This window comes from Corynebacterium sp. 13CS0277 (assembly GCF_002994655.1).
Lineage (GTDB): Bacteria > Actinomycetota > Actinomycetes > Mycobacteriales > Mycobacteriaceae > Corynebacterium.
Genome location: NZ_PPDL01000011.1, coordinates 20,818 through 45,704, shown reverse-complemented (window position 1 = coordinate 45,704; position 24,887 = coordinate 20,818). Strand labels below are relative to the sequence as shown.

At 62.3% G+C, this 24,887-nt stretch carries 15 protein-coding genes; 3 read left to right on the top strand and 12 right to left on the bottom strand.

Features of this window, described 5'->3' with window-relative positions:
- Positions 1-149: 149 nt before the first annotated feature.
- Entirely contained in the window at positions 150-4,250 is a 4,101-nt protein-coding gene (gene mobF, locus C1Y63_RS06165) for a MobF family relaxase (RefSeq protein WP_158256098.1), read from the bottom strand.
- Between the two features lie 121 nt (positions 4,251-4,371).
- Here mobF and C1Y63_RS12680 point away from each other — a divergent pair, with 121 nt between their 5' ends.
- Positions 4,372-4,755, top strand: a complete 384-nt coding sequence (locus tag C1Y63_RS12680) for a hypothetical protein (RefSeq protein WP_158256097.1) — start codon at positions 4,372-4,374, stop codon at positions 4,753-4,755.
- 260 nt (positions 4,756-5,015) lie between these two features.
- Here the strand turns inward: C1Y63_RS12680 and C1Y63_RS06155 are convergent, their stop codons facing one another.
- From C1Y63_RS06155 to C1Y63_RS06105, 11 genes are all read right to left on the bottom strand, one after another.
- Positions 5,016-6,191, bottom strand: a complete 1,176-nt coding sequence (locus C1Y63_RS06155) for a Fic family protein (RefSeq protein WP_146128879.1) — start codon at positions 6,189-6,191, stop codon at positions 5,016-5,018.
- Positions 6,192-6,252: 61 nt separating this feature from the next.
- The gene (locus C1Y63_RS06150) at positions 6,253-7,617 is read right to left on the bottom strand and encodes a hypothetical protein (RefSeq protein WP_106015594.1); all 1,365 of its coding nucleotides are present in this window, start codon (positions 7,615-7,617) and stop codon (positions 6,253-6,255) included.
- 3 nt (positions 7,618-7,620) lie between these two features.
- Complete coding sequence (locus tag C1Y63_RS06145) at positions 7,621-7,998, bottom strand: hypothetical protein (protein ID WP_106015593.1); 378 nt, start codon at positions 7,996-7,998, stop codon at positions 7,621-7,623.
- Between the two features lie 2 nt (positions 7,999-8,000).
- A complete protein-coding gene (locus tag C1Y63_RS06140; RefSeq protein WP_106015592.1) occupies positions 8,001-8,600 on the bottom strand; it encodes a recombinase family protein in 600 nt (199 codons plus the stop codon).
- Positions 8,601-9,183: 583 nt separating this feature from the next.
- Complete coding sequence (locus tag C1Y63_RS06135) at positions 9,184-9,882, bottom strand: hypothetical protein (protein ID WP_106015591.1); 699 nt, start codon at positions 9,880-9,882, stop codon at positions 9,184-9,186.
- 400 nt (positions 9,883-10,282) lie between these two features.
- Complete coding sequence (locus C1Y63_RS06130; RefSeq protein WP_146128878.1) at positions 10,283-17,827, bottom strand: DEAD/DEAH box helicase family protein; 7,545 nt, start codon at positions 17,825-17,827, stop codon at positions 10,283-10,285.
- 140 nt (positions 17,828-17,967) lie between these two features.
- Positions 17,968-18,666 (bottom strand): hypothetical protein, encoded by a 699-nt coding sequence (locus C1Y63_RS06125; RefSeq protein ID WP_106015589.1) that lies wholly within the window; start codon positions 18,664-18,666, stop codon positions 17,968-17,970.
- Positions 18,667-18,749: 83 nt separating this feature from the next.
- A complete protein-coding gene (locus tag C1Y63_RS06120) occupies positions 18,750-18,992 on the bottom strand; it encodes a hypothetical protein (protein WP_106015588.1) in 243 nt (80 codons plus the stop codon).
- A gap of 34 nt (positions 18,993-19,026) precedes the next feature.
- Entirely contained in the window at positions 19,027-19,632 is a 606-nt protein-coding gene (locus C1Y63_RS06115; protein WP_106015587.1) for a ParA family protein, read from the bottom strand.
- Positions 19,633-19,645: 13 nt separating this feature from the next.
- Positions 19,646-20,494, bottom strand: a complete 849-nt coding sequence (locus C1Y63_RS06110; protein ID WP_199189068.1) for a tyrosine-type recombinase/integrase — start codon at positions 20,492-20,494, stop codon at positions 19,646-19,648.
- Between the two features lie 1,132 nt (positions 20,495-21,626).
- Positions 21,627-21,914 (bottom strand): hypothetical protein, encoded by a 288-nt coding sequence (locus tag C1Y63_RS06105; protein WP_106015586.1) that lies wholly within the window; start codon positions 21,912-21,914, stop codon positions 21,627-21,629.
- A gap of 418 nt (positions 21,915-22,332) precedes the next feature.
- Here C1Y63_RS06105 and C1Y63_RS06100 point away from each other — a divergent pair, with 418 nt between their 5' ends.
- Positions 22,333-22,953 carry a nitroreductase family protein gene (locus C1Y63_RS06100; RefSeq protein ID WP_106015585.1) on the top strand — a complete coding sequence of 207 codons (621 nt, stop codon included), beginning with the start codon at positions 22,333-22,335 and terminating at the stop codon, positions 22,951-22,953.
- Between the two features lie 842 nt (positions 22,954-23,795).
- Positions 23,796-24,845, top strand: a complete 1,050-nt coding sequence (locus C1Y63_RS06095) for an iron ABC transporter permease (RefSeq protein WP_106015584.1) — start codon at positions 23,796-23,798, stop codon at positions 24,843-24,845.
- Positions 24,846-24,887: the final 42 nt, after the last annotated feature.

Sequence of the window (24,887 nt, the reverse complement as noted above, 5' to 3'; positions counted from 1 at the left end):
TGTCCCGGGAGGCCCCCTAGCTCACCGCACAGAGCTAGGGGGCCTCTTCGCGTTCGGCACTCTGGCACCTTGGCACCACGGTGACAAGGCAACATATCAGCATGGCGGCGCTGTCACTTGGCAACACGGGGCCTTGGTGTCCCACGGGCCTACAGCTCGTAGTCGTCTCCGTGGTCTGTGACCTCCTCGTCCCAGGCGTCGTAGTCGTGCGCATCGGGGGCGGTGGCGGCATGTACGGGCGTATTGGCCTGCTTAGCGGTCTCACGGATCTCCGGCTCGGAGACGCAGTCAAAGGTTTTCACCAGGCTTGCGTCGGGGACAACGATGTGGGAGTCAGTGACGTCACAGGTGTCCAGCATCAGCACCCCGTCCTCGGAGGAGTTGAAGCGGGACGCGATGAGGCTTGTTTGGAAAGCCACGAAGACACGCAACTTGGTCCACATAAAGCGGGCACGGTCGAAGCAGGAGTGGCGCAGCCGCACACCGTAGTCCTCGATGCTGTCGATGTCTTCTGGGGCAGGGAAAGTGCCAAGGGTGGCCCCCTCGAACGAGGCATCTGCTGCGCTACAGTGCTCGAATTCGACATCCACGAGCTTGGCATCGGTGAAACGTGCCCTATCGAGGGCACATCCCTCAAACGTCACGTGACGTAGGGTGCAGCCGGAGAAGTCGAAATCAGTCAGGTCGCAGTTGACGAACCGGACGTCTTCGATGGTGCGGTTGCGCGCGTGGCTGCCGTCGAGCAATGCGCCCTCGACCACGTCGCCCGGGGAGAACTCCGGGGCGGGCTGGGCCTTGGTCTCCACGCTGAGCCGCACGAAGGTATCGCGTAGCCAGTTGCATAGCTCGACGTCTTCGCCCACCCACTGCGGGGGAGGTGCGACTAGCCCAGTGGTGCGCTGAGTGGTGACTTGTGTGGCTTTTTCGACGCGCCAGCCAAGCACAGCGCCGACGCTGTCTGCGGTGTCCCACTCGCGGTAGTTGACGACGGAGGGGGCGATGTGTCGGATGTCTCCGCCAGCAGCACTGTTGAGGGCCAACGCGGCGATGAGCCGTTCGCGGCCACGTTCTTCCCTCTCGAGGCGCTTTTCAACCTCAGGGGGCAACAGGTCGATAATTCGGCCGGCGACCGACTCTGCAAGTACCCTGTGGGCCTCGTCAACGCCGAAGCGGTACAACTCCTCCAGACGCTTGCGGGAGACGGCGTGTGTGCGCTCTGCGTCGCGGATTTCGCTCGCGGTTTCTCCGCCCTGGGTGTTGGCGAGCACGTGCAGCAGGATCTTCTTCGCGTCGCGCTCCGGGTCGACGCCTGCCATGTGGAAGTGCGCGTCCTCGGCATCGAAGTCAAAGGGGTTGTCGGTCACACAGTAGGCGTGGTTTTCTTTCTTGCCGCGCGTCATCGCCACGTACAGGCCAGGCCGGTTCATGGAGGTGTCAACTAGGCTGCGGCAGACGTCCACGGTCGCTCCCTGTGCGCGGTGCACGGTGGCTGCGTACCCGAGGTGGATGTTGTCGGCAACGTAGTCGGCGGGCAGTAGCATTCGCTTGCCGGTGACAGTGTCGGCCACGTCGAGGCTGCCGTCTGCGCGGGTGCCGACGATGCGGAACATTTGGCCGTTGAGGACTTTGCCTGTGGCGACGCGGCGGCCACCGGTGTGGGCGAAAAAGGTCTGGTTCTTGCGGGCGATCACAACGTCGCCGGTGCTGACTTGGTGCCCGCGTCCGGCGGTGACAGTGTCCTCGGGGTCCGGGGAGACTACGCCATCGGCGATGAGTCGGGTGCGTACCATCTCGTTGAGGCGATCAACGTCGGCGTTGGTCGTCGCGATCATCATGCTGCGGCGGCCCAGCTCGCGGTCAGCGAAGAAGTCGTCAACAAGCCGGGAGATCTGGGCCTCGCGGGTGCCAGCGCTGACGCGCCCGTTGGAGAAGTAGTAGTCGAGGGCTTTTTTGTCGCCTTTGCGTAGTTGCAGGGATGCGTCTGCTTGGGCTGTGTCGCGGCCTTTGTCGAAGCGCATGACGTGGGTCAGCTCGACGGCGTTGGTTTGCTTGCAGGCGTAGCCGAAGACGCCTCCAGCGCCGACTGCGCGGAGCTGGTGGGGGTCGCCGATCATGCGCACCACAGCGCCGGTGGCTTCGGCGATTTCTACGAGTGCGGCGAGGTTCTGGGTACTGGCCATGCCAGCCTCGTCGACGAGTAGCATGTCGCCGGGCTGGATGTCGACGGGGAGAGCTGAGGGGTCATGTGCGGGCTTAGTGGGGTGACCACCGCGCCAGACGAACGTTAAGGCGTCGATTGTAGTGGCGTCGACGCCAATTTCTTCGCCAAGGATCGCGGCTGCTTTAGCGCTGGGGGCGAGGCCGATGACTTTGCGGCCCTCGTCCTGCCAGACGCGGTTGACGATTTGCATGGAAGTCGTCTTGCCGGTGCCCGCAGGACCAACACCACAAGCCACGAGCGCGCCGGAGGTGAGCAGTGAGCGGGCCATGGCTTCTTGGCCCTCGTTGAGGGTCCAGCCGTTGGCCTTCTCGTGAGCTGCGAGGGCGGCGTCGATGGTGGCGTTGGCTGCAACGACGGCGGTGGGTTGCTCGCAGGCGTTGAGGACGCGCTGTTCGCCGTCCAGAATCTCCTGGGTGGTGTAGCGCTCTGAGCGCTTGCGGAAGTCCACGCCTCGGTTGTTGTCGCCGCGCAGCTGCTCGGGCAGCATTAGAACTTCTGCCGGTGCTAGGGCTACGGAGTTAGTGAGCACGGTGGAGACGACAGTTTCAATGGCGTCGTCAAGGGCTTTGGCGTTGGGGAACCGGTACCCCTTAAGCAGCGTCGCAGTGGCGGTGCGGACGTGGTTTTCCCCGAAGATGCCGCGCTTGTCTGTGACGCGAGCGAGCACGACTGCGGCGGCGTCGTCGACGTCGGAGTCGGTGAACTCTGGGCGCGTTGGCTCTGCGGCAGCTGTGAGGCGCTCGGAGTTGACGAGGTTGCGCACAATGCCAAGCAGCTCGTCGCCGCCGTTTAGCTCACGGACACGATCTGCCCACTGGGTGCGTAGCGTGTCGAGAGACTGGGCAGGCTTTTTCTCGTCACGGGTGGCGAGAATGGCTTCTTGCCACAAGCGTCGCTGCACCTGCTTGTCGGGCTGCTTGCCGTAGGCCTCGATGTAGTCGGCCACCATTTGGTCAAAGACTGGGCGGGCCAGCTCTTTACGAGAAGAAAACAGCGCGTTGAGTTCCTCGGGAACGCCTGAGACTTCCCACACCGGCTCGACTGCGTCGGCGCGGGAAGAAGCGTAGAACTCCAGGCCGAGTTTGCGGGTGAGCTTTTCCATCAGCACAGCGTCGTAGCGCGCAGAGATTGCTTGGTGGTTGTGGAAGATCTCTTGGCCGTCCAGAGACAGCCATCTGCCGTCTTCGGTTTGGACCTTGTTGGAGATCAGCACGTGCGAGTGCAGGTCCGGGTCACCGGTGCGCGTGTCAAAGTGTGTAAACTCCGCGCCGATGAGGCCACGAGTCTTCACCTGTGCAATGCCGTTTGCTCCGACCCTGGTGCGTGCCACTTCCCGCTCAGTCCATGCGATGACCTCGGCGACGGCTTCGTGGTGGCAGGCTGCAATCGCGTTAGCTGTCTTTTCGTCTGCTAGCGCCCACAGCACACTGACGGACTTGGTGGGGGAAAACGTGAAGTCGAACGCGCTGACAGCCTGAGTGACTTTGGTTTGCTGCTGGTTGATCCAAGCGACGACGTCCTTGGAGGCTGGGGAGGTGTAGCCGGTGGCCTTGCAGTAGAACGGCGTGCCAACCGTCACCGCCATCTCGGAACGCTCGGCAGCGGTCGGGGTGCGCTGGTGTTCGCGGACGAAGCTTTTCTCCGCTGCGCGCAGTGCATTCAGGACCGGAATGTCGTTGGTCGAAATGCGGAAAGCGCGACCAAGCTGCGCATCCCGATAGACGTTACGGACCGCCCAGATCTCTGAGGCTTCTGGGTGCAAGCCCATGCCGTAGAGATTTGCCATCTGCTGTTCGTCGACGAGAGCACCGGTAACGAGCTTCTTGTGGTCAAAGCCCTGCAACCCAGAACCGAGCCAACGGCCAGGGGGTGTTCCCTTGGCCTGGTAGTAGTTCGACAGCGCAGTTGCTTCACCGTCTTGGCCGTCTTCGAGATCGGTAACAGTGGGGTCAGCAGCGTCGTTGGTCGCAACCGAGCGAAGCAGGTACTGGTACCCAGCACCTGCGTGGACAGCTCGTAGCGACATCATGGGTGTGAGCATACACCCCCAGAAAAACACTCGCATTAATAATGCATACTGTGTATGGCACGAACCCCCGATTTTTCGGGGGTGATGCGAGGGTACGGATGTACCCGCTACAGTGGGGTACATGACGAAGATTTCATCGAAGAGCATGTCCTCTAGGAAGCGTGCACGTGATGCGCTTGCAGGCACCCTAGAGGTCGCACGTCGGCGCGAGGAGCTTCTCGCGGAAGTCCTGTCGCTCGTGGATAAGCGAGCGCGGTTGGAAGCTAAGATCGCGCCACTTTTTGCGGAATTGCACAGCACCGGGTTGACGTGGAAGTTCATTCAGGAGGCCTTGGAGTTGCCTGCAAAGGAGGTCAAGAGAATCGCTGAACTAGCGCACCCGGACGATGACAGCGTCGACGGTTCCGTGGTGAAGACGGATTCGGAAAGCGCTGAGGAAGCGTCGCAGGTGCAGGATCAGGACTATGGAGATGGCGGGTCTAGCGACTCGCAAGCATTGGGTTAATCAGGACGCGTTATCATGTGCCAGGCGCGGCGCGGTGCCCGCCTAAGGGCGGGCACCGCGCGGATCGAAAACGGCACAGAAGCAGCACCGCAGCTGCCCCTTGCGCGTTACTTCCGGCGGGGCAAGACCTCAAGGGTCTTGCCCCGCCTTCGCCGCGTTGTGGTGGCTGTAGTTGGCTCTAAAATCTTAAGGTTGTGGAGCGCAGAAAAAGCCGCCACCCCGAGGGCGGGGTGGCGGCAGGGACAGGAGAGCAGGAGGGGTTAAAGCTCACTGACAGAGTCCTCTATGGCGACTTGGTCGTCGTCATAGTCATCATAGAAGTCAGGGCGTTGTTCTCCGATGTAGGCGGACAGGTTCGGTGCACTGGTTGCGCTATCTCTCTCCTGCTCGGCTTGGGAGAGTAGCTCCCAACCTTGAGAGTCCATCGCGTAGTCCATATCCTCTGCTATGTCGCGATACATGCTGATGAAGGGTGCTTCTTCGGGACCCTGGCGACCCACAAGTGACGCTATAGACGTGAACGAGATAACTTCACTATCCGCCGATTCCCAGTCCAGAAACACGCCGACAGTAGCGGCTTCCTGCTCCATAAAGGTACGGATAGCGCGCCCATTTCCGTCGCGGAACGGATGAATATAGTTGAGCGTCGCGTGCATTTGGGCTAGTAGCGTGACCTTGTCTTCGAGATCTTCAGTTGCAAAGAGTCGCGCCTCGATATCTTCGACAATGCTGACCCATTCAGGCATAGCGGACACAGGGCAGTAGTTGCTCTGGCCGGTGTCTGCAAACGGGTTTGGTTTCGCTAGGTCGACCTCACGGGGCTTGCCTGCCCACTCGTAGCAGTACTTGAATAGGTGCTCGTGAGTAGCTGCGAGATTGTCCCAGGCCTTGGCAAAGCGAAAGCCTTCGAGTGGCACTTCCAGTGCCCGTTGCGCGACGAGATTCGCCTCGACAGTGGCCCATGTTTCGCCGTAGATACCCACCTTGTTGGCCAAGTCTCCTGAGACTGGATCAAGGTAGGCCTCCCAGCGCTTCTGCATCGCGTCACTGAGGTCGTTGGGCGCCTGGTCGGGGAGAAAACTTCGAGCTTGATCCCACAGCGGCAGCCACTCGTCGAAGGCTTTACTGAGTAGATGGTGAGTCCCTAGCGAGCCGAAGATGTTCGACATTTTGGGGTTGCGCCAAGGGCCTTTGTCCAGGTCGAAAACTACTTGTTCGGCAATTTTCTCGTCACCGTCAAAGACCTCTAAGCCGACGCCAAGACGTTTCGCGCCATGACCGTCGTCTGTAGGGAGCCATCCGTCGCGGAGTCGGACCTCAACGTCGGTGTATTCGGTGCCGTCGATCCCCGTAACGGCACCCGCCCGGGCAGTGTGAAACACCACTCCGGGCTGGGCAACGTTAGGGGAACTCAACCGAAAGTCGTCAAGTTCCACCCGGATCACAATGCGTTCGCCTTCCTCACAGCGATGACAAGGCGAGCGTCATCCTGCTGGCTCATAGGACGTCCTCATCGTCCGCATCGGCCACTACTTCGTCGAAGTCGCTGTACTCGTCAGCATCGACGTCTGCGACGACTGCTGCCAACGGTGCGTTCTCGCCCTCTGCGGCGGGGGCGTTCGGCGTCTCGAAGTCGGCAGGGGACCAGTCGGTCAGCATCGGCGCGTCTTCATCGATTACGTACGCCTCTTCCCACGAAGGATCCACGGTCCGGGCGTCACCAAAGTTGAGCGTACCCGGGGCGGCAAAGTCCGACGCTGGGGTGCTGAATTCCTGCCCCCGAGCGCGCACGAACGCCTCCCACTTCTCTGCGCCGAAGACATCGGCAAGCCAGGGATCCGCGTCCCACTCGGTGCTCGTAGCAACGTAGCCACTGCCCGTGTCGAAGACCATGAGGGAGACCCCGTTGTCGTGGAGCGCAGGGTCAGTTTCCACAATGGTCTGGAAAACGAACGGAGCAGCATGAGCGACCTGCGTGCGAGGTGCCGTGAACTCATCGAAGCTAGGGAAATCAACGTCGCGCCACACCAGACTGTCAAGGTCAATATCGATGTGCAGGGGCAGTGCGAGCCGCGCATCGTCAGTGACGATTTCCTCGCAGGTGTTGACCTGGTGCCACTCGGCGTCAGTGACAGCTCGGGCGGTTGCCTCCTCGATCCGGGTGTCCTCAGGCTCGCGGCTGTGGAAGCGCTTGTAGACCTCCAGCATTGGCTGCGGATCATAGGACTCTGCCCGCAGGATGGTCTGCTCGGCGTTCTGGAGTGCGCGCGCCTTGTGCACATCCTCCGCGTACGACTGACCGCCGGGATCGGTACGGACATTGACGCCGTGGCGCTCTGCGATGACCGTCATGGTGTCTTCGACAGCAACCCGGGACCAGACGGAAAAGGGGTGGACCTCCGTGAGCATGGCGTGAAGTCGCGCGACCATTTCGAGGCGGTCTTCAGCAGTGACTTCATCCCAGGGGAAGTTCTCATAGGCGGCATCGATCTGCTCCATCGCGCCGGCAATCTGGTCCGGCGGCATCAGCCGACGCTCACGACCGTCTCCGAGCGCGATGAGAACGTCGTCGCTGCGCCAGTCCTGGGCCGGAATAGCGTCGGATCGGACGATGTACGGCAGCTGTTCCTGGTACACCGCCTTCAGCTCGTCGCTGAGCTTGGCGTGCCCGTAGCCACCCTCAGGCACCTCGTAGTACCACTCGTGGATGTAGCCGCCCGAAATCGTCTCACGGTTGTTGGAGTACGTGATGGCGTCGTGGGCAGTGAAGTTGCCTTGCATCCGCTCGCGCAGCAGCTCCTCATAGACCGGGTTAATCGCGTAATCGACCGGATCGTCCAGGGACCAGGTGAAGTCGGCCATCTTCTACCCCTCCGTCCCGTTGGAGCCGTAGGCGATAGCCTGGCGCACCAGGCTGTCGACGTAGCGGGGGTTCGGGCGGCCCTCGATAGCCTCTCGGCGGGCGGCAAGCTCGCGCACCCGGCGGCGCTGGCGGTCGGACAGCAGCGGGCTATCGACCCCCTCAAGCCCCTCCTCGGCGATGATGCGGGCATCCTCGGCGCGCGCTGCGGCGCGAATTTCTTCGATGGCGGCATCCTGGGTCAGCTCGCCGAGCGTGACCCGGATGAGGCGGTCGATGTCCTCGGCGGCCAGCGGGCGGCCGTCCATCTGGGAGGACACCACGAGGTTGCGCAGGCGACGACGCTGACCGTCGGACAGCTGCGCGGAATCAAGGGAGTACATTGTCAGTCTGACCTCTCTGTGGAGTACAGCACACCCGTCGTCTCCAGGCGTTTGCGGGTGCGCGAAATTGTGGACGTAGACACGCCGAGGATGGCGGCCATCTCGGCTTGTGTTAGCTCGCCTTCCTCAATCCAACGGGCAACCTGGCGATGCTGCATGTCGGTGAGTTTCGGCTGCTTACCGCGCAACTTACCGGCTTTTGCAGCTCTCGCAAGCCCCTCCCTCGTACGCATGGAGATCAGGTCGCGTTCGAACTCCGCGACCATGGCCAAAACCGAGAAAAGCAGCTTGCCAACCGGATCACGGGGGTCGTAGATGCTGCCCCCGATTTGCAGTGCAGCTTCCTTGTCGTGGACCTCCCCGGCGATAGCGTGCGCATCCGCCACGCTGCGGGCGAGACGGTCCAGCTTCGTCACGACAAGCACGTCGCCTGCACGGAGACGCTCTAACGCCCTCTCAAGGCCTGGGCGCGCGCGACTCGTGGCTGAGTACCCGTGGTCGACGAGAATCTGGTCATCGTCCACCCCGAGTTCTTTAAGCCTTTCCATCTGCACCTGGACATCTTGGTGAGCTGTGGAACATCTGGCGTAACCGATAAGCATGACCCCACCCTAGGCACCGACACGCGCCAGGAACACGTTCTCAGGGCAAGGAAGCCGCCCCAGCGGCTTTCGCGGCAGCCCAAGCCCCGTAGGGGGCGCGGGAGCGCTCGGTCAAGCCACTGCCATCCCAGGAGGTCCTACCTAGCCTCGACATCGCGTCGGCGTGCTTTGCTCCGTACACGCGACCCCGGGCAGTCGATGCCCCCTTGGGTACATGACGACTTGGCGGCGGTGCGTCTTGTCTGCTAGACGCCTTGGCACCAAGGCACTTTGGCGCTAAGTGGACGTGACGCCACGGAGCAAAGACACCTTGGTGCTAAGGCGTCACGGTGCCACGCAAACAGGTGGACTAGTGCAATGGGACACATGGGGTGGCAACGACCTCCCCAGATCATTCCGTTAGGGGCACGGCTAACGGGATTGCCACTGCAACGGCTTTACGGGACGCTCGGCGTCTAATTTCCGCAAGACGGCACACTTGTGTTGTGTTCGTCCGGGCGTCCCGTTAGGCGTTCGTCAATGACAGGCAAGGAAACAGCATCCGACCCCTGGAGTTATCTCCAGGGGTCGGATGTAAGTCAACCTAGTTGGCAAGGATGCTGGCGACCCGCTGACGGGTGACGTGAGCAGCGCGCGCAACATTAGCGCCGGACAGCCCCTTGGCCACTGCCACTCGAATCGTGACGTCGCGGTAGATGCGAGCGCGCTCAAGCTCCAGGGCGCTGAACTCGACCGCCGAGGTGGCCATCTTCACAGCCACCTCCAGTTCTTCTTCATCCGCAGTGTCATGAGGCAGTTCGCTTGCGAGCATGCTCGCCGCCTGCCAGAGCCGGCCCAGTTCACGCTCGGTCATAGCCGCAGGATTGACGGCCATGAGCGGACTGGTGTTGTTGGCCTCCACGGTCCCTTTCGCGATAATGCGAGCCACCTCTGGTCCAGTGTGGTGCACCCTGTCGACCAGACCGGCCAGGGTGTCGGTGGTGGCAGGGGTGGCGACCTCTTCCACCGTGATGTGCTTGACGCTTGTGCCCAAGATGTTTGCGGCCAGCGCAGTCAGCAGCTCCGGGGTCAATTCGCGGGGGGTGACGAGGACTGCATCATCGTCGAGCTCGCTGGGGTCGGTGGGGAAGACGACTTCCACCTGGTCGGCGAAATCCTCGGAAATATAGACGCGGTTGTCCATAGCTTCCCCGATCAGCTCGGCGCGGATTTCTTCCAGGATGCCCACGTAGATGAGGGCGGTGTTGTAGCGATTGTGAACGGTGGTGGAGAGGGTGAACATGGTGGGGGCCTTTCTGATGGGGCGTTGCGAATCGGTTGAAGTCAACCTTGCGAACACTCACCATGCTAGGCAACTAGGTTTAACCCGTCAAGGGCAGTTTACGTAAACTACCCCCGATGGTGACATAGGTACTGGTCAAGGCGAATAGTGTTACCCCCGTGTGGCCTTTGCGTCTCAGGCGCTTTCGAGATAGAAGAAGGTCCCTGACCAAGATGTGGCCAGGGACCTTCTTATCCCTCCCTCGGGGTAGGAGGTTGGCGGAGCTGTGCTCGACGCCGTACAGCACCACGGGGACTAGGTGCCGACACAGGTAGGCGTGGCTGGAGTGTAGCCAACCCCACCTGTGTGGACACCACCCTAGCAGCCGCCATACGTGCCGCGTGGGGTTTTGGAGAACTTCTTACGCCTCGTACTCTTCGGCCTCGGCAGGGGCGTGATCATCCCACTCGTCTGCCTCGTTGTCTGCCGTGGCCTCGGGGTTGAGAGTATTGACCGCGTCGGCATAGAGTGCTTCTGCCTGCTCTTGGAGTTGCTCTAGCCCGAACCCCCTCGAGGGTGACTCCCCCCGCTCCCAATCGAAGTCGGGGTCGAGTGCATCGATATGGAACGGCAAGTTCTCCGGGGACAGAGGGGGTACCTCGTATCCCTTCTCGAGTGCCCACTCGTAGTTGGACTGCATGGCAGACAGGACATCCCTGTCGTCGAGTCCCCAGACTTTTTTCGCGTAGCCCTGCGTGGGGGAGGCGCGCAGAGTCCACCGTGGAGTGCGCCCCTGCTTCGCGAGGCGGTCCAGCTGCTCCGCACGGCGGGTTTGGAACTCTTCGCTCTCCTCCATTGCTCGCAGCTGGGATTCAACCTCCTCCAGCTCGTCGCGGGCGATCTCAAGGTCGGCAATCTTGGGGAACTCCTGGTCGGGTGCCACCGAGTATCCGTCGAGTCGTCCCTGGATGTCCTCCAGCTCGAAGCGACGGCTCATCAGTCGGGTCTCTTGTGCTCCCAGCCAGTTGTCGAGGCGCTGAAGCAGGCCGCGAGCTGCGGGCGTGGATTTCAGAGGTGCACCGGGTTTTCTGTCGGAATCGGTCTCCTGCAAACGCTCGCTCGAGTAGGTGGAATCCACGGCAGCTTCGATGTCTGCGTGCTTGATCTCCAACGGAGGGACGTTCGGAAAGTCCTTGGGGGTCACACGGACGCCGAAGTTTCCGAGGATCCCGTTCAGCTCCCTGCTGAACTCGACGGTGAATGCTCTGCCTCCAAGGCTGAAGGTGCCACTTCCTCGCCCATCCAGGACGCGCAGGAACATCGTGGCAGGGCTGTCGCCTTTGAGTGAGGGGTGCTGGTACGTGGAGCTGATGGTGTCCAGCAGCTCCTTGTTGCTCTTCTCCAGATGAAGAGCTGTCTGGAATGCCTCGATGCTTTCGATTTCGCCGGTGAGTCGCTCGGCACGGCGCTGGTCGAAGCGGTAGTTCTCCACCTGCTGTTTCTTCAACGCCTCGTGCTGGGCCAGCTCGCCTTCAAGGTCGGCAACAGTCTTGCGCAGTTCCTCGGCCTTGATATAGCGGGTGTCACCCGTGGCAAAGGCCTTCATTTGTGCGTACTGCCCGGCGACGTCCTCGACCTCGGTGTCAATATGACGAGCCTCCAGCGTGCCGGAGAGCAGCTGCTGCACTCCGACCTGCTTGCGTTCGAGCTGCTGCCAACGCACTGAGTCGAGGGTGTTCGACGCGACGTAGTTGAGGATCTCTACGCGCTCATTGAGATTGCCTTGCCGCTTGATGCGGCCCTCGCGCTGCTCAAGGTCGGCCGGTCGCCACGGCACATCAACGTGGTGCAGGGCGATCAGACGGCGCTGGATGTTTGCGCCGGTACCCATCTTCTGGGTTGAGCCGATCAGCACATCCAGCTCGCCATCGTTGCAGCGCCTCCACAGCGTTCCACGGTCCTGGTCCCAGTCGTGGACAAAAGCGATGCGGCTCGGGTCCATCCCGCGGGCGACAAATTCGTCTTTCATCGCCTTGTACATCGAGAAGCTGCCGTCCTGCTTCGGGGTGCCGGTGTCACAGAAGACCACCTGCAACGCTCCCTTATTCGGGTGCATCCCTTCGCCAGAGACTTTCGGGTACTCCTTGTCCTTGTTCTCGTTCCAGATCCGCGTGACCTGTTTAGCGACCTCAATGACGCGCTGAGACTGCTGATTGGTTCGGATGTTCGCGAGCCGAGGATGGAGCGTGATCTTCTGCCCATCAGACATCGCTTTGAGGGTGTTGTCGATATCCTCCTTCCCCTTGGAACCCTTCATCTCCGCGACACGGAGCGAGAGGTCCAGCATGGCGTCGACCACCGTCTGTTCGGGGGTGAACGTGATGATGGTGTTCTTGCCGTCCTCGCCGACTTGGGGGAGCTTCAGGTCCAAATCCTGGCTGGTCACGGTGTCCATGAAGGAGCTGTTGAGACGCACCAGCTCCGGCATATTGAGATAGCCGGTCGTACGCGTCTTGCTCATCAGCCCGGTGCCGGTGGGGCGAATCTCGACGACTTCTTCATTGCGCAGGTACTGGGACGAGTAGAAGCCCACGGACTCCAGGCCTGCTGCTTCAAGCTTGTCGGGAGTCAGGTAATGCGCAAGCACCCACATCTCCGCGTAGTTGTTTGCAATTGGGGTGCCCGTCGCAAACGTCGCAATCGGCGTTTTTGCGGGGTCAAGGCCTGCATTCTGGGCCTTTTCACGCAGAATTCCCAGCTTCATATCGAGGCCTGCCGCGCGCTGCGAACCCGAGTGACCAATCTCAGGGTTCTCCGAGAAGCGCTCCAAGTTCTTATACATGTGAGCCTCGTCGAGCATGAGGTAGTCCACGTTCAGAGCTTCGAAAGGGATCGCGTCCGGTTTATCGTCCTTCACCAGCTTCCGGAGGCGCTCCGTGCGCTGCTCCAGCTGGCGGGTCAATGCCTTAATGCTCTTAGCCGATGCGCCACCGGTCTTGTTGAGGCCAATGATGTCGGCGTACATGCGGTTCAGCGACTCGCTCATGTACTGCTCGCGGTACGAGTGGGAGGCTTCGACGTCATCGAAGACTGATTGCGAGACCACCACCATGTCCCAATCGGCAGCCATGGTCTGCCCGAGGAAGCGCCGCTTTTGCGCCGCAGAGCTTACTCCGGTCGCCGACAGGACTTTAGCGCCGGGGTACCACTGTGCAGCCTCTCGCGTCACCTGCTCAACAAGGTGATTCGGCACCACGATCCACGGCTGCTGGATGGCGCCAAGACGCTTTAGCTCCATGGCACCCATGAACATTGTGCCCGTCTTGCCCGCACCCACGACGTGGTTCAGCAGAACGGTCGACTCATTGACAATGCGTTCGACGGCGTTGCGCTGGTAGGAGTAGGGAGTAAAGTCCTCGCCCAATCCCGGCAGCTCGCGGGCGGAGCCATCATATTCCGGCGCGCGGTAGTTGTTGTGCAGGTTGTTGTAGAGGTCGATGACCTCGCGCCTGCGCTCAGCGTCGTCCCAAAGCCACTCCTCGAAGTCTGCCTGAATACGCTTAGCCTGGCGGGCTGCAAGCCTGGTCGCTTCGGCGTTGAGCTTAGAGCCGCCGAAGCGTTCTTGGTACTCCTTCGAATTGTTGATTCGGCTGTTTCGACCCATGAGCATGTCCTCAAAGATCGACACACCGCCCTTGACGACGCCGCGCGAGGGACGCTCGGCGGCAAGACCCTCATTGCTGCATTCCCGTGCTCCAAAGAGTGAATTGGAAAAGTTTGGAGAATGGTGCGGCTTAATTAGCACGCCAAAGTCCGTGTCGAAGGCAATAGTGGCGTTTGAGCGGTTATTGCCGTAGATGCGGGAGACAACATCCTGCTCCATCTTGAGACGCCCGTCGTAGGAAATGATGTCCCATTCCTGCGGACGACCGCCGATCCTGTCCGCTAGGTACTCCTGGTAGTACTTCGTCGGCAGCCAACCCACGCCAATAGAAACGTTGATGCCCTCCTCGATTCGCTCAGGCTGGACCTCGCGCAGAGCCTCGACGTTAGCTTCGAAGCGGGGGTCTTTCTCGGCGGCTTCCCTGGCCTCGCGGAGCTTGTCACGAACCATGCCAGACGTGTAGGAGACGGCAGGGATAAAGGAGTCAGGGTTGCCAGGATCACGGTAAGCGATCTTCTCTTCCACAAGGCGGCGCTCGACGTCTTCGAGGCTGATATCCATCAGCTCAGCGATGGCACCTACGTCGAGACTGCCGGTACGTGCCCGCACCGCTGAGGCTGCGTCACGCAGGTTATCGGTGCGCTTCAGCTCCATCTCACGGCGGGCAGGGTCCTTGACGAAGACCGCAGACTTTCTTGCCACCTGGGTCAGCTCATCGAAGTCTTCCAAGGAAATCAGCGCCGCGAGCATCGGGTCTGCTTCGAACACCTTCAGATGAGGCTGTTCCTTGGTATCCCGGACCTCCTTCTCAGCAGCCATTCGGCGCATCTCTGCCTCCGTCTCAGCGTCGGGGAGCGTGTCGGAAGTGTACTGGTTGTCCTGCTGCCATTGAGCAAGGAAGTCCTGGTACCTGACCTCTTGACGCTTCTTGGACGGCACGCGCGCAGGCGGGCGGTCAAACCGGTTGATAGGCCCGAACGCTTCCACGTACTCGTCGTACTGCTGGTTCAGGAGGCTGCGCAGCTCCACCACGTCCTCGGTGTCCAGACCGTTGGCCTGAGCGTATGCACTACGCAGCCGCAGCGCAGTCTCACGTAGATCGATAAGCGCGATGGTCTCAACAGTCCGGCTCTTCGGCACTTGAGCGACTTGCCAGTCGGTTTGCCCCATCGTGTAGAAGGTAGTCTTTGCCCCTGCGCGCTCGTAACGCACTTCTCCTTCAATAGCTTGGCGCTCAGTCCGCAGCCGCACCTGCGCAGGATTCTCGACCTCGACGACCTCCGGGGCGTATCGCCCTCGGTCGCCTAGGCTACGGATGTCGCGGGAAACCGTCTCCACAATATGCTGTCCGAGGGGCTTATTTTCCAGCGGCTTCACAGCCAACCGGGTACCAAACCGGCCACTCTCATTGGCAAGCACACCGAGCACGTGATCGGGATGCTTCTGGAAGTAAGCATTGATTTGGTGCTGTGCCCCGTTGAACCGCACGGTGCTTGAGCCGAGGAATTCCTGGGTTGACGGCAACGGCTCCTCGCCAGGGAGCCTGCGGCGAAGCACCAGCAGATCTGCTCCTGCGTCCGTGCCTGCCTCAGCGTTGAACGTACCTTCTGGGAGACGCACAGCAGAGATGACGTCCATCTCCTCGGCTAGCGCGCGTCGCGCACGGTCATCGAGTTTGTCGGCAGTGCCGGTCGACGTCAGCATGACCTGGTATCCACCGGGAGCAACCAGGCCGGAGGACTTGGTGAGAAAGTAGTCGTGAACCCGGAAATTCTGCCGATTGTTCACCGGATCGTACGGGCTGACGTCTGCATAAGGAACGTTGCCCACAGCCGCGTGAAAGCTTGCCTCCGGCTCTTCGACGTCCTGGAACCCTGCGTTGACGATGGTCGCATTCGGGTACAGGTAGGAGGAGATAGAGGCTGCAATCGGGTCCAGTTCCACACCAACCATGCGGGTGGTGGACGGGGCGTGCTCCATTAGACCCCCGATACCGCTACCAGGCTCGAGCACACGCTGGACACCCTTGACGTCCTCGTACCCGGCCTCTTTGAGCACGTCCCACATGGCGGTCGTAACTTCTGCCGGGGTGTAGTAGGCGGTGAGCACAGTGGCTTTCAGCTCCGCATAGAGCGCATCGTCGCCGACCAGCGCACGTAGCTCGTTGCGCTCGTTCACCCACTTCGGGTTAGCTTCGTTGAAGATCTCTGCACACTTGCCCCAAGCCGAGTACCGCGCGAGCATCTGCTGTTCTTCACGGGTGGCCCAGCGCCCCTCTTCGTTGAGCTGGTGCAGAAGCCTGATGGCGTCCATATTGGCGCGCGCACGAGCCTTTGGACCGCTAGGCGGCATCAGATCACCGCGCTCAAAGCGCACAGGCTCCCCCATGCGCTGTGGGGCGCTTGCGGCGATGCTCCGCAGCACTTCTTCCATGTCCGGGAGATCGTCCTCAACGCTCTCTTCACCCGCCGGGGCGACAGCCTGGGAGGATTCGTTGGAGGACTCACCACCAGCCACGGTGTCACCTTGTTCACTGCGAGACACGGTGTCTTGGCCGGTAGGCGCAGAGGTGCCTTGGCTACTGGTGGTCGGGGCGTCAGACGTACTAGGCGCAGTGACGCCTTGGCCGTCGTCGGGCGAAGTAACAGGATCCGTGCCGCCCACCAGCAAGCGCTGCGCCTGGGATGCCGCCTGCTCGAACGAGAGGCCTTCCTCGCGGCGGAGGCGAACAGTCTCTTCCACCACGGTCTGCCGGTCGCTGAGGAACTGTCGCCAGTTGTCCGGGTCGAGCCAAGTGTCCAGGAGGTCGAAGTCAGTCTCCAGGCCGCTTGTTGCTTCAATGAAGTCGCGTTCAAACTCGGGGTGGTCGTCGAACCACTCGTCGCGGAGCTGAACGTAGAGTTCTACCTCGCCGTCGGCGGTGTAGTCCTCGTGCAGGATAATGTCAAGGTACTCAGTCTCGTAGACACGTTCGTTGATGCCGGAGACCACCGTGGCGGTTCCGGCCTCCCAGTGGTCCATGTTGGTGGCGTCGAGCCAGATGCCGTCGATGTCAAAGCCAGGGATCTCCTCCTCGGCTTCGTAGACCTCGCTCGCTGCATCCTCCGCGCCTGCTTCGTCGGTAGGCTGCTCGGCAGCATCTAGGCGATTGCCGTCCTCGTCAACCTCGAACTGCTCGATGCTTTCGCCGTCAGCCGTAACGTTGATCTCGGTGCGCTTGACCTCAAACACCCACTCATCGACGGGCTGATCGTCGGCGACCTTAGAGCGGGGTGCCTCTGGGGCCGGGGCATCCTGCTCGCTCGGCGCGGTGGTGCCAGATTGACTTGGTGCCAAAGCGTCTTGCTGGCGCGTGGTCTCATCCAGTGAAACATCGGCGGTTGCAGGCTGCGCGACAGTAGCGTCAGCAAGGTCCGTGAGGAGGACTGCGCGGGCTTCCACCTGGGGGTCGAGGAGGCTTCCGGGCCGGTTTGCTCCAGTGGAGAAGTCGTAGTCCTCGATCTGTGCAAAAACCTGACGCGCCGAGCGATTGAAGACCGAGAGATCGCGCGTCGCACGAACCTTGCGCGCCATCGCCTTCGCGATAGCCTCAGCCTCCTCGGGACTTCCAGCTTGTGCATCAGTGCTGCCGGACTGCTCGCGGGCACGGGAGAGATTGTCCTCCCAGTTCGGCGAGTAGCCAGCACGCTCAGACGGCGGGACGGCTTGCTTGTGAATCGGCCCGTGCTCGTAGACGTAGTCGCCGTACAGCGTGGACAACTCGTCCAGCGCCTTGGTGCTGTTACTGGCCTGGGCACGGCGCGCAGTCGCAAGCAGCTCCATGAGCGCGAGGCGCCGGTCGAGCGCGCTGGAGCTGCGGATGGTCAAGGAGCCAGCGAGGGGGCCAGGAAGCGAGTCGACGCGCGTCCAGCCGGTGACATCGTCGTCGTAGGGATCGAAGACGTAGAAGTCGTACTCGCCCTTTTTCGTCTCTACCCAGGCCAGTTCGCCAGCCTCGGGAGCCTCAGGCACAGGAGACTTCCGGTAGGCCTTCGCCGGACGCTCGTCGGTTCGCTGCGTCGGCTGCTCAACGGTAGCCACACGGCTTGCATCAACGCGGTGGGCGTCGACGACCGTTCGGGGAGGGGCCAGCGTATGCCGCTGAACTACAACCTGGGCAGCTTCTCCCTCCGGCAGCTGATCAACGCGCCCCTGCTGTTGCGGCTGCGGCACTTGTTCTTCGTGCGTGAACTCAACTTGGCCTTCTCCTCTGAATTCGAACAGAGTGAGTTGGTTCTCAGGCTGCTTTTCCCTGCGGGCCATCTATGATCCTCTCGCTAGTCGGACAGTGGTCTGTACTGACTGTGGAAGATCGGAAGATCTCTCGCAAGCACTTTTTTCATACGCTGGGAAAACAGGAAGCCTCAGAGACGGAATATCTCTGAGGCTTAACCAGGTGGGGGCTACGGCATGACCATGTTGATGGCCTCGAAACGGGCCTCCATCTCGTAGCGATAGTCCTCCGTGAGCGGGCCGATGTGCTCGGCGATCACCTTCGACTGGGCGTAGTGCCAGCTGCGGGGATACGGAACCTCCCATTCGCCGTAGTACTCAAAGGCGTACTCCATCAGGTCGAGGTAAGCGCTAGTCAACGTTTCCAGCCAGATGTCGCCGTTGTTGAGCTTGACGTAGGCACGCATCCAATCGACCTTGGTGAGGCTGAACAGGTCGGTGTCAGGGGTGCCGCCGGTGGCCTTGTAGCGCTCAGACTCGGCAAGCGCGAGCGCCTCTTTCCGATACTCGTAATAGCGGGCGTTGGCAGGGTCTTCCTTCAGCTTCTTGTTCAAGGCCCTGAGTCGCTCCATCTCTTCCTCGATGCCGAATGCGGACCTAGGCAGCTTCAGCCCTTCGTCCCACCAGCGCTGAGTTTCTTCGCCGCAGGGTTCGATGAGGACACCCGTCAGCCCGCTGAGAAACTCCTGGACATGGCCCAGGCCCTGGGGATCAATGTTGGTGAACACCGCGAGGGACTCGACGAGGGTGGAGTTAGTGTCCTCCCCGACGTAGAGGCAGTCGAGCGCCTGCTTGAGCTCCCGGTGGTCGTAGAGGTAGTAGGTGACCCCGGTGTCGGGATCAGAGATGTTGAAGTGGTAGGTGGCCATGGTGGCGGGTCCTTTCGTGATTCATAGCGTGGTGCCAGTGAGCCGAGTTGGCTTGGTGTCTAGGAGACTAGACACCAAGGTACCTAGTTGTCTTTCTTCGTAGTGCGCGACCCAGCTTCACTCTGGGCCAGACGAAGTTCAATGGCCTGGAGCATCAGGTCATTGACGGTGATGTCCTCCTCGAGCGCGACACGCTTGATGGTCTTGCGCAGCTCCGGAGGAACGCGGAAGACTACACGGACACGGTTGTCGTCGTTGAGCTGCTTAGCACGTTCGCGCATCTCGTCGGTCGCCTTGACCGTCTTACGCATAGGGCCGGTTGCCATGGGGATCTCCTTAGTGGTGTCGGTGGTGGTGGGGCTAGCTCAGCACTTCGACGATGTAGTCTGCCAGCTCGCGGTATCCGTGTAGGTCGCCCTCCGGGCGGGTGCCGACCATGTGCTTGAGAGCCTCGCGCTGGGGGATAACCACCGGCGCAACAGTGAAGCCTTCTTCGCGCATCGCGGCGTCCATCTCTCGGTAGCTGACGGTACGAGGGTTGGCGGCAGTCATAAGCACCGCTCCACCAAGCGCGCGCCCTTGACCGTTCTGCGTATCGCGGAGGGTCTCCAGGATGGACCACACGCGGTCTGCGTCGAGGCTAGAGTGCCCGGTAGGCACGAGGACGAAGTCAGCGGCATCGATTGCCGCATCGATGATCTGGGGGTAGCCGGGAGGGCAATCGATGAGGACGAAGTCTTCGCGCGCGCCGCCCTTCATAGTGCGCATATTTGCCGCAGCTACGGTGAACGGCAGGGCCTGGGTCTCTTCGGCGTACTCTGCCCACGCAGAGGCGGAACCCTGGGGGTCGGCATCGTAGACGATGACGCTGTGCCCGAGGTCTGCGAGCGCGGTCGCGAGCAGGATGCTGGTCGTGGTCTTTCCGGTACCGCCCTTCAGGTTGCAGACGGCGATCTTCTTGGTCATGGGTGGTGTCCTTTCAGGTTAGGGATGTAGCTGTGACGAGGCGGGCGAGCGCCGAGGAATCACATTGTGTGTAGCGCTGGGTGGTGGCGACGTTGCCGTGTCCCAGTGCTTGCTGGAGCGCGATGAGGTCGTGCCCTCCGTTGACGTAGGCGATGGTCGCGAATCGGTGTCGGAGAGAGTGCAGGTTCCACGGCGCGGGGAGGACTTGTCGAGCAAGCTTGGATACGTGTCGCGATGACAGATGCCCGTTGACTTTGCCGGGGAAGACGAAGCCTTGTTCGCGCTCGCGGGTCAACATGCGTGCCAGTGGGGCTGGCACAGGGAGGATGCGAACTTTGCCACCTTTCCCATGCACGGTGAGCGCCCACCCGTCTTTGCTTCTGGCTAGGTCGCGGGTATGCACTTGCGCGATTTCTGCGCAGCGAAGCCCTAGCTCTGCCGCAAGGCGGATGATGAGTTCCGTGCGAGGCTTCGCGTTCGCGAGCGCCTGGAGGACTGCCGCTTCGGGGGTAGGGCGCGGGGGAGGCTGCTGACGTGAGATTCCACACATGATCCGTTCGGCAGGGTTGTGGCCCGTGCTTTCGGAGTGCCAGCCATAGAACGCTGTCACCGACATGTAATAGGCGTGCCGGGTCTCGGGCGCCCAGGTTTGACTGCCTGCCCATCGCACTAGGTCCGCTTCCGTGACGACTTCAGGGGCGGTGTCTCCGAGGTCTCTTGCCAGTCGCCGGATGTGCCGGATGCGGACATCGACGGTGGCTTCGCGTTTGCCTTCGGCGCGTAGGCGAAGTTCCCAGTCTCGGACGGGTTCGACCCACGCAGGCGGGATCGGTTTGAGATGTGGACGGTCAGTGATAAGCATTCACTTACATCTACAGCCGGTCGCGAGCTTCGGGCGCTAGGGACGTGCTCCCCGGGCGGCGTCATGGAACCTAGTCCACTCGGCGCAGCGCCGCCTAGGTACTTTGGTGCCACGTGGTGTAAAAAAATAATCCAAGGCCAGAGGCGGCTGCATCGATGCAGTCCACGTTCGAGTGCCAGGATTGCCCGGGGGAGCACGGAGTGTAACCCAGAGGTCGTAGGTTCAAATCCTGCCCCCGCTACCACGTTGAATGAAGACCCCCTCTCAGCTTGAGAGGGGGTCTTCTGCATGCCTGCTCGGGGGGAACGACAAAATCGGGTTAAACGACACAATGTGTGTCTGGGCGGCGTGTGTGGGTTAAGTGTCAAAAAGTGTGTACGCCGGCGTGTTGCGCTCGGCTGCGGCACCAACATGCCGCGCGCCCCAACCACAGCAGTCGAGCCGGATCCTCCTGTGGCACTCAGGCGGGCGTATTCGGGCTGCATGAGGCGACATGGGCCCCTTGATCGGCCCTCCGCAGCCGCCATCAGCTTCGAGGCTCAGGAGGGGCGTTTGAGGCGCACAGCGCCATGTGGCGCCTTCGCAGCGTGAGCGATTCCGCGCGCCCGATACCCGACGTACTCAAAGAGCCTGCGTCACACATCTCTGCACGTCAGCTACGCTTTTTCAAGCGTTGCCCGGTCTTGGCGCACGTATAGCACAGCTTCGGACTCGATGGGTGGATTTAGGTGTTCAGGGCCGTGTATATGCTCGAAAAGATTAAACTTCGCGTGTTCCCGCTGGTAGGGGCGGGTAAATCGAGGGCTTCATACACACCTTTTGACACTTAACCCGCGTGTGTCGCTAAAGGCAACGCCCACCTCACGTCCAGGGTGTCAATCTGTCACCCTGGGGTTGTGTGTGGGGTGGGCCTGCGGCTTGGGCCAGGGTGTCATTCTGTCACCCTGGGGTTGTGTGTGGGGTGGGCCTGCGGCTTGGGCCAGGGTGTCAATCTGTCACCCTGGGGTTGTGTGTGGGGTGAGCTTGCGGCTCGGGCCAGGGTGTCAATCTGTCAGTCTGGAAATCTCCCGTGGCAATCGCGCGGGCGGCGCCTTCGGGCATGGTCCGGCATAGCGGTAGCGCCCGCGCGCAGCTACCGCCGCTGTCCCACTGTGTAGCCCGCGGCAGCGGCTCCTGTGGCGGCGGTGACGAGACCGACGATGCCGAGCCCGTAGATCACCGCCGCCGGCACTGCGGTGAACAGCAGTGCTGTCGCGACCGCGTAAGCGACGGTTGCGGCAGCAAACCAGGAGGTGGCGGCGCGGGAGGGGTGGACGACGAGCGGGTGGCGGGGTGTGCGTGTCCGTGTGGCGGGGATGGCGGTGGCGCACAGGATTGCGCAGGCCGCAAACATGATGAGGGGGAACCAGGTGTTGGACACGGGGTGTTCCTGAGCGTGATCCGGGTGGAATGAGGGCCGTGCGCCCAAGTGTGGTTTCTCGCGGGGGCTATGCGAGATGGTTGTCGTCACATGCTAGCAAGATCGAGTTCTTCTAGCCGCTGATGAGGGGAGGTCGTGGGGGTTTTGGCGGCTGTGGTGGCGGCGCAGCAGGCGAGGCTGTGGGCCGGTGGTCGGTGTCAGCACACTGTGAATTGGGTGACACTTCAACAAATGCGGGAACGTTGCGGGACGCTCAAGGGTTGAACCGATACGTCGACAGCTGCGCAGTGCAGCTGGCACCCCGACGTGCTTGTCACCGTCCACCGCCTCTGTGTGGACACCCGCCGCCGCAGGCGGGGGAGAAGCATGTAGGGTGTTGTTTTCTCCCACACTGAATCTTGTAAGGATGTTGTCCTCCATGACGAACTCTGCCCCCACCGCCGCTGCCGCCGAATTCCACTCCGCAGTCAAGGGTCGCCGCGCGATCCGCGAGTACGCTGACCAGCCGATCGCTGCCGACGTCCTCGACCGCGTCGTCGACGCCGCCCTCGAGGCCCCGTCCGCTTTCAACCTGCAGCTGCGCGACGTCGTCGTGGTGCGCGATGCGGAGACCAAGAACAAGCTCACGGAGACCTCCGGGCAGCCGCAGTTCGCCGCCGCCGACACCGTGCTGATCTTCGTCGCCCGCACTGAGGCCATCCCGGAGGATGCCTCCGAGATCTTGCCGGAGTCCTACCTGGAGCGCGTCGCCGGCATGAAGGCCGACCTGCCCGCGGACGTGCTCCGCGAGATGGCCATGAAGGACGCGATGCTCGCTGCCGGTTTCGGCCTCATGGCCGCCGCCATGGAGGGCCTGGCAACCAGCCCGACCACCGGTTGGAACGAGGAGACCGTCAAGGAGCTCATCGGCCTCGGCGGCCGTGAGGATCGTGGCATCGCCCTCGTCGTCGCGATGGGCCACCCCACTGAGGCTGCCGCCGATGCCGCCCACCCGGGCCGTCAGGCTAGCCGCCGCGTCAACGAGCGCTACAGCGCCTAACCTGCCCCACGGCCCCCAGGGGCCGTGTCCGCCCGTAGAGCCGTGGTGCCCTGTGGGCTTCCCCCGCCGCCGTCCGCATCTCTGCGGGCGGCGGCGGTCTTTGTTCCGCACAGCGGGGTGTGGGGGCCGTGACACCACGGGGAGAACACGGGGAGGACCCGTGGAGAACCCGTGGAGAGCGTGGGGCCTTCGCGTCGACGCTGTGGGGACCGTGTGGGGCACGCGGGCCCGCGGGGCGCGGTGGGGGTAGCGGGATGCTTGGACTGCCCCCGGATGGGGGGTTATGGTGACAAGTGCATCTCTTCTTATCCCTCGCCGGGCGTCCCTGCCCGGAGTGTCTGGGGGCTTGGAAGAGATGCAGTGTTTTTTCCAGCTGGGAGTGACCAGGGAATCCGGTGCAAATCCGGAACTGACGCGCAGCGGTGACATCACGAGTGTCACCCGCCCTCATCGCCTTGTGAACTTGGGTTATCCCGCCCCTTTTTGTCCTGCTGTCGTGTGCGCTTCTGCGCACGGCGTGGCACCAGGGTGGGGGCACACCGTGCCCTGTGGGTGCGGTGTGTGGGCGATGGTGCGACCACTGGCTTCGGCAATCGCCGCCGGGCCGGGAAGGTGGGCGGGTGCCACGCGGCCACCCTTTGTGACGCAGCATTAGAGTCCTCATGATCCCGCGCGGCCCCACCCCCTGTGGTGGGGTGGCCGTGGGGTGTGGGGTGGGTGCGCCACGGGGTGGCGGGAGTGATGCGAGTCCGAAGACCGACCAGCTGGCTTGTGCCCGTGCGCCACGAACGCGTCCTTTCGTGCGCGCACCTGTGACTTTGTCTTGTCTGCGAGAACCACCTATGGCGCACCGTGCCTTTTCCGGGGCGAAGACCGTCGTGGTCTGTCTTGCCCTTCTCATCGCGATCGCCGCGAGTTTCGTTGTTTCTTTAACGTTCGGGTCTGTGGCCTACAGCAACCACGACGTGTTCGCCGTCGTGGCCGCCCACCTGCAGGGCGGGCGGGGCCCCGATGCGGCGATGGATGCCGTGGTGTGGGACCTGCGTGCCCCACGCGGGGTGCTGGCCCTGGTCGTCGGCGCCGGTTTGGCGCTGGCGGGCGTGGCGATGCAAACCCTCGTCCGTAATCCGTTGGCGGACCCCTACCTCCTGGGCGTGAGCTCCGGGGCGTCGGTGGGTGCGACAGCGGTGCTCACGATGGGGATGTTCAGTTCCTTCGGGCTCTATGCCTTAAGTGGCGGTGCGCTCGTCGGCGCGATTGCGGCGACGGCGACCGTGTACCTCGTGACGATGGCACAGGGTGGGCTCACCCCGCTGCGGCTCATCCTCACCGGCGTGGTGTTGTCCTCGGCGTTTTCTGCGGCGGCGAGTTTCCTCGTCTTCAAAGGGCCCGATGCGCGTGCCGCGCAGGGCGTGATGTTCTGGATGCTGGGCTCCGTTGCGGGCGGCCGCTGGGACAAGCTGCTGCTGCCCACCGCGGTCGTCGTGCTGAGCTTCGTGGTGCTGCTGGCGCTGCACGGCCCGCTGGATGCGCTGGCGCAGGGGCCCGATACGGCCGCAGCACTCGGCGTCAATGTCACCCTGCTGCGCCAGGGCCTGTTCTTCCTCCAGGCGCTCATGGTGGGTGCCATGGTGGCGGTGGCCGGCGGCATTGGGTTCGTCGGTTTGGTGATCCCGCACGTCGCCCGGCTCATGACTGGCTCCCTGCACCGCCATGTGCTGCCCGTCGCCGCGCTGTCGGGCGCGTTGTTCCTGCTGTGGGTCGACGTCATCGCCCGGGTGTCCGCGCCCCCGCAGGAGATCCCGCTCGGCGTGGTCACGGGCGTGCTGGGGGCACCGCTGTTCCTGCTGCTCATGGGCCGAGGCCGCTTCCAGTTCGGCGGTGAGAGCTAATGGGCGACGTCGCACAAGAACTCCGCATCACAGCGGTGAGCG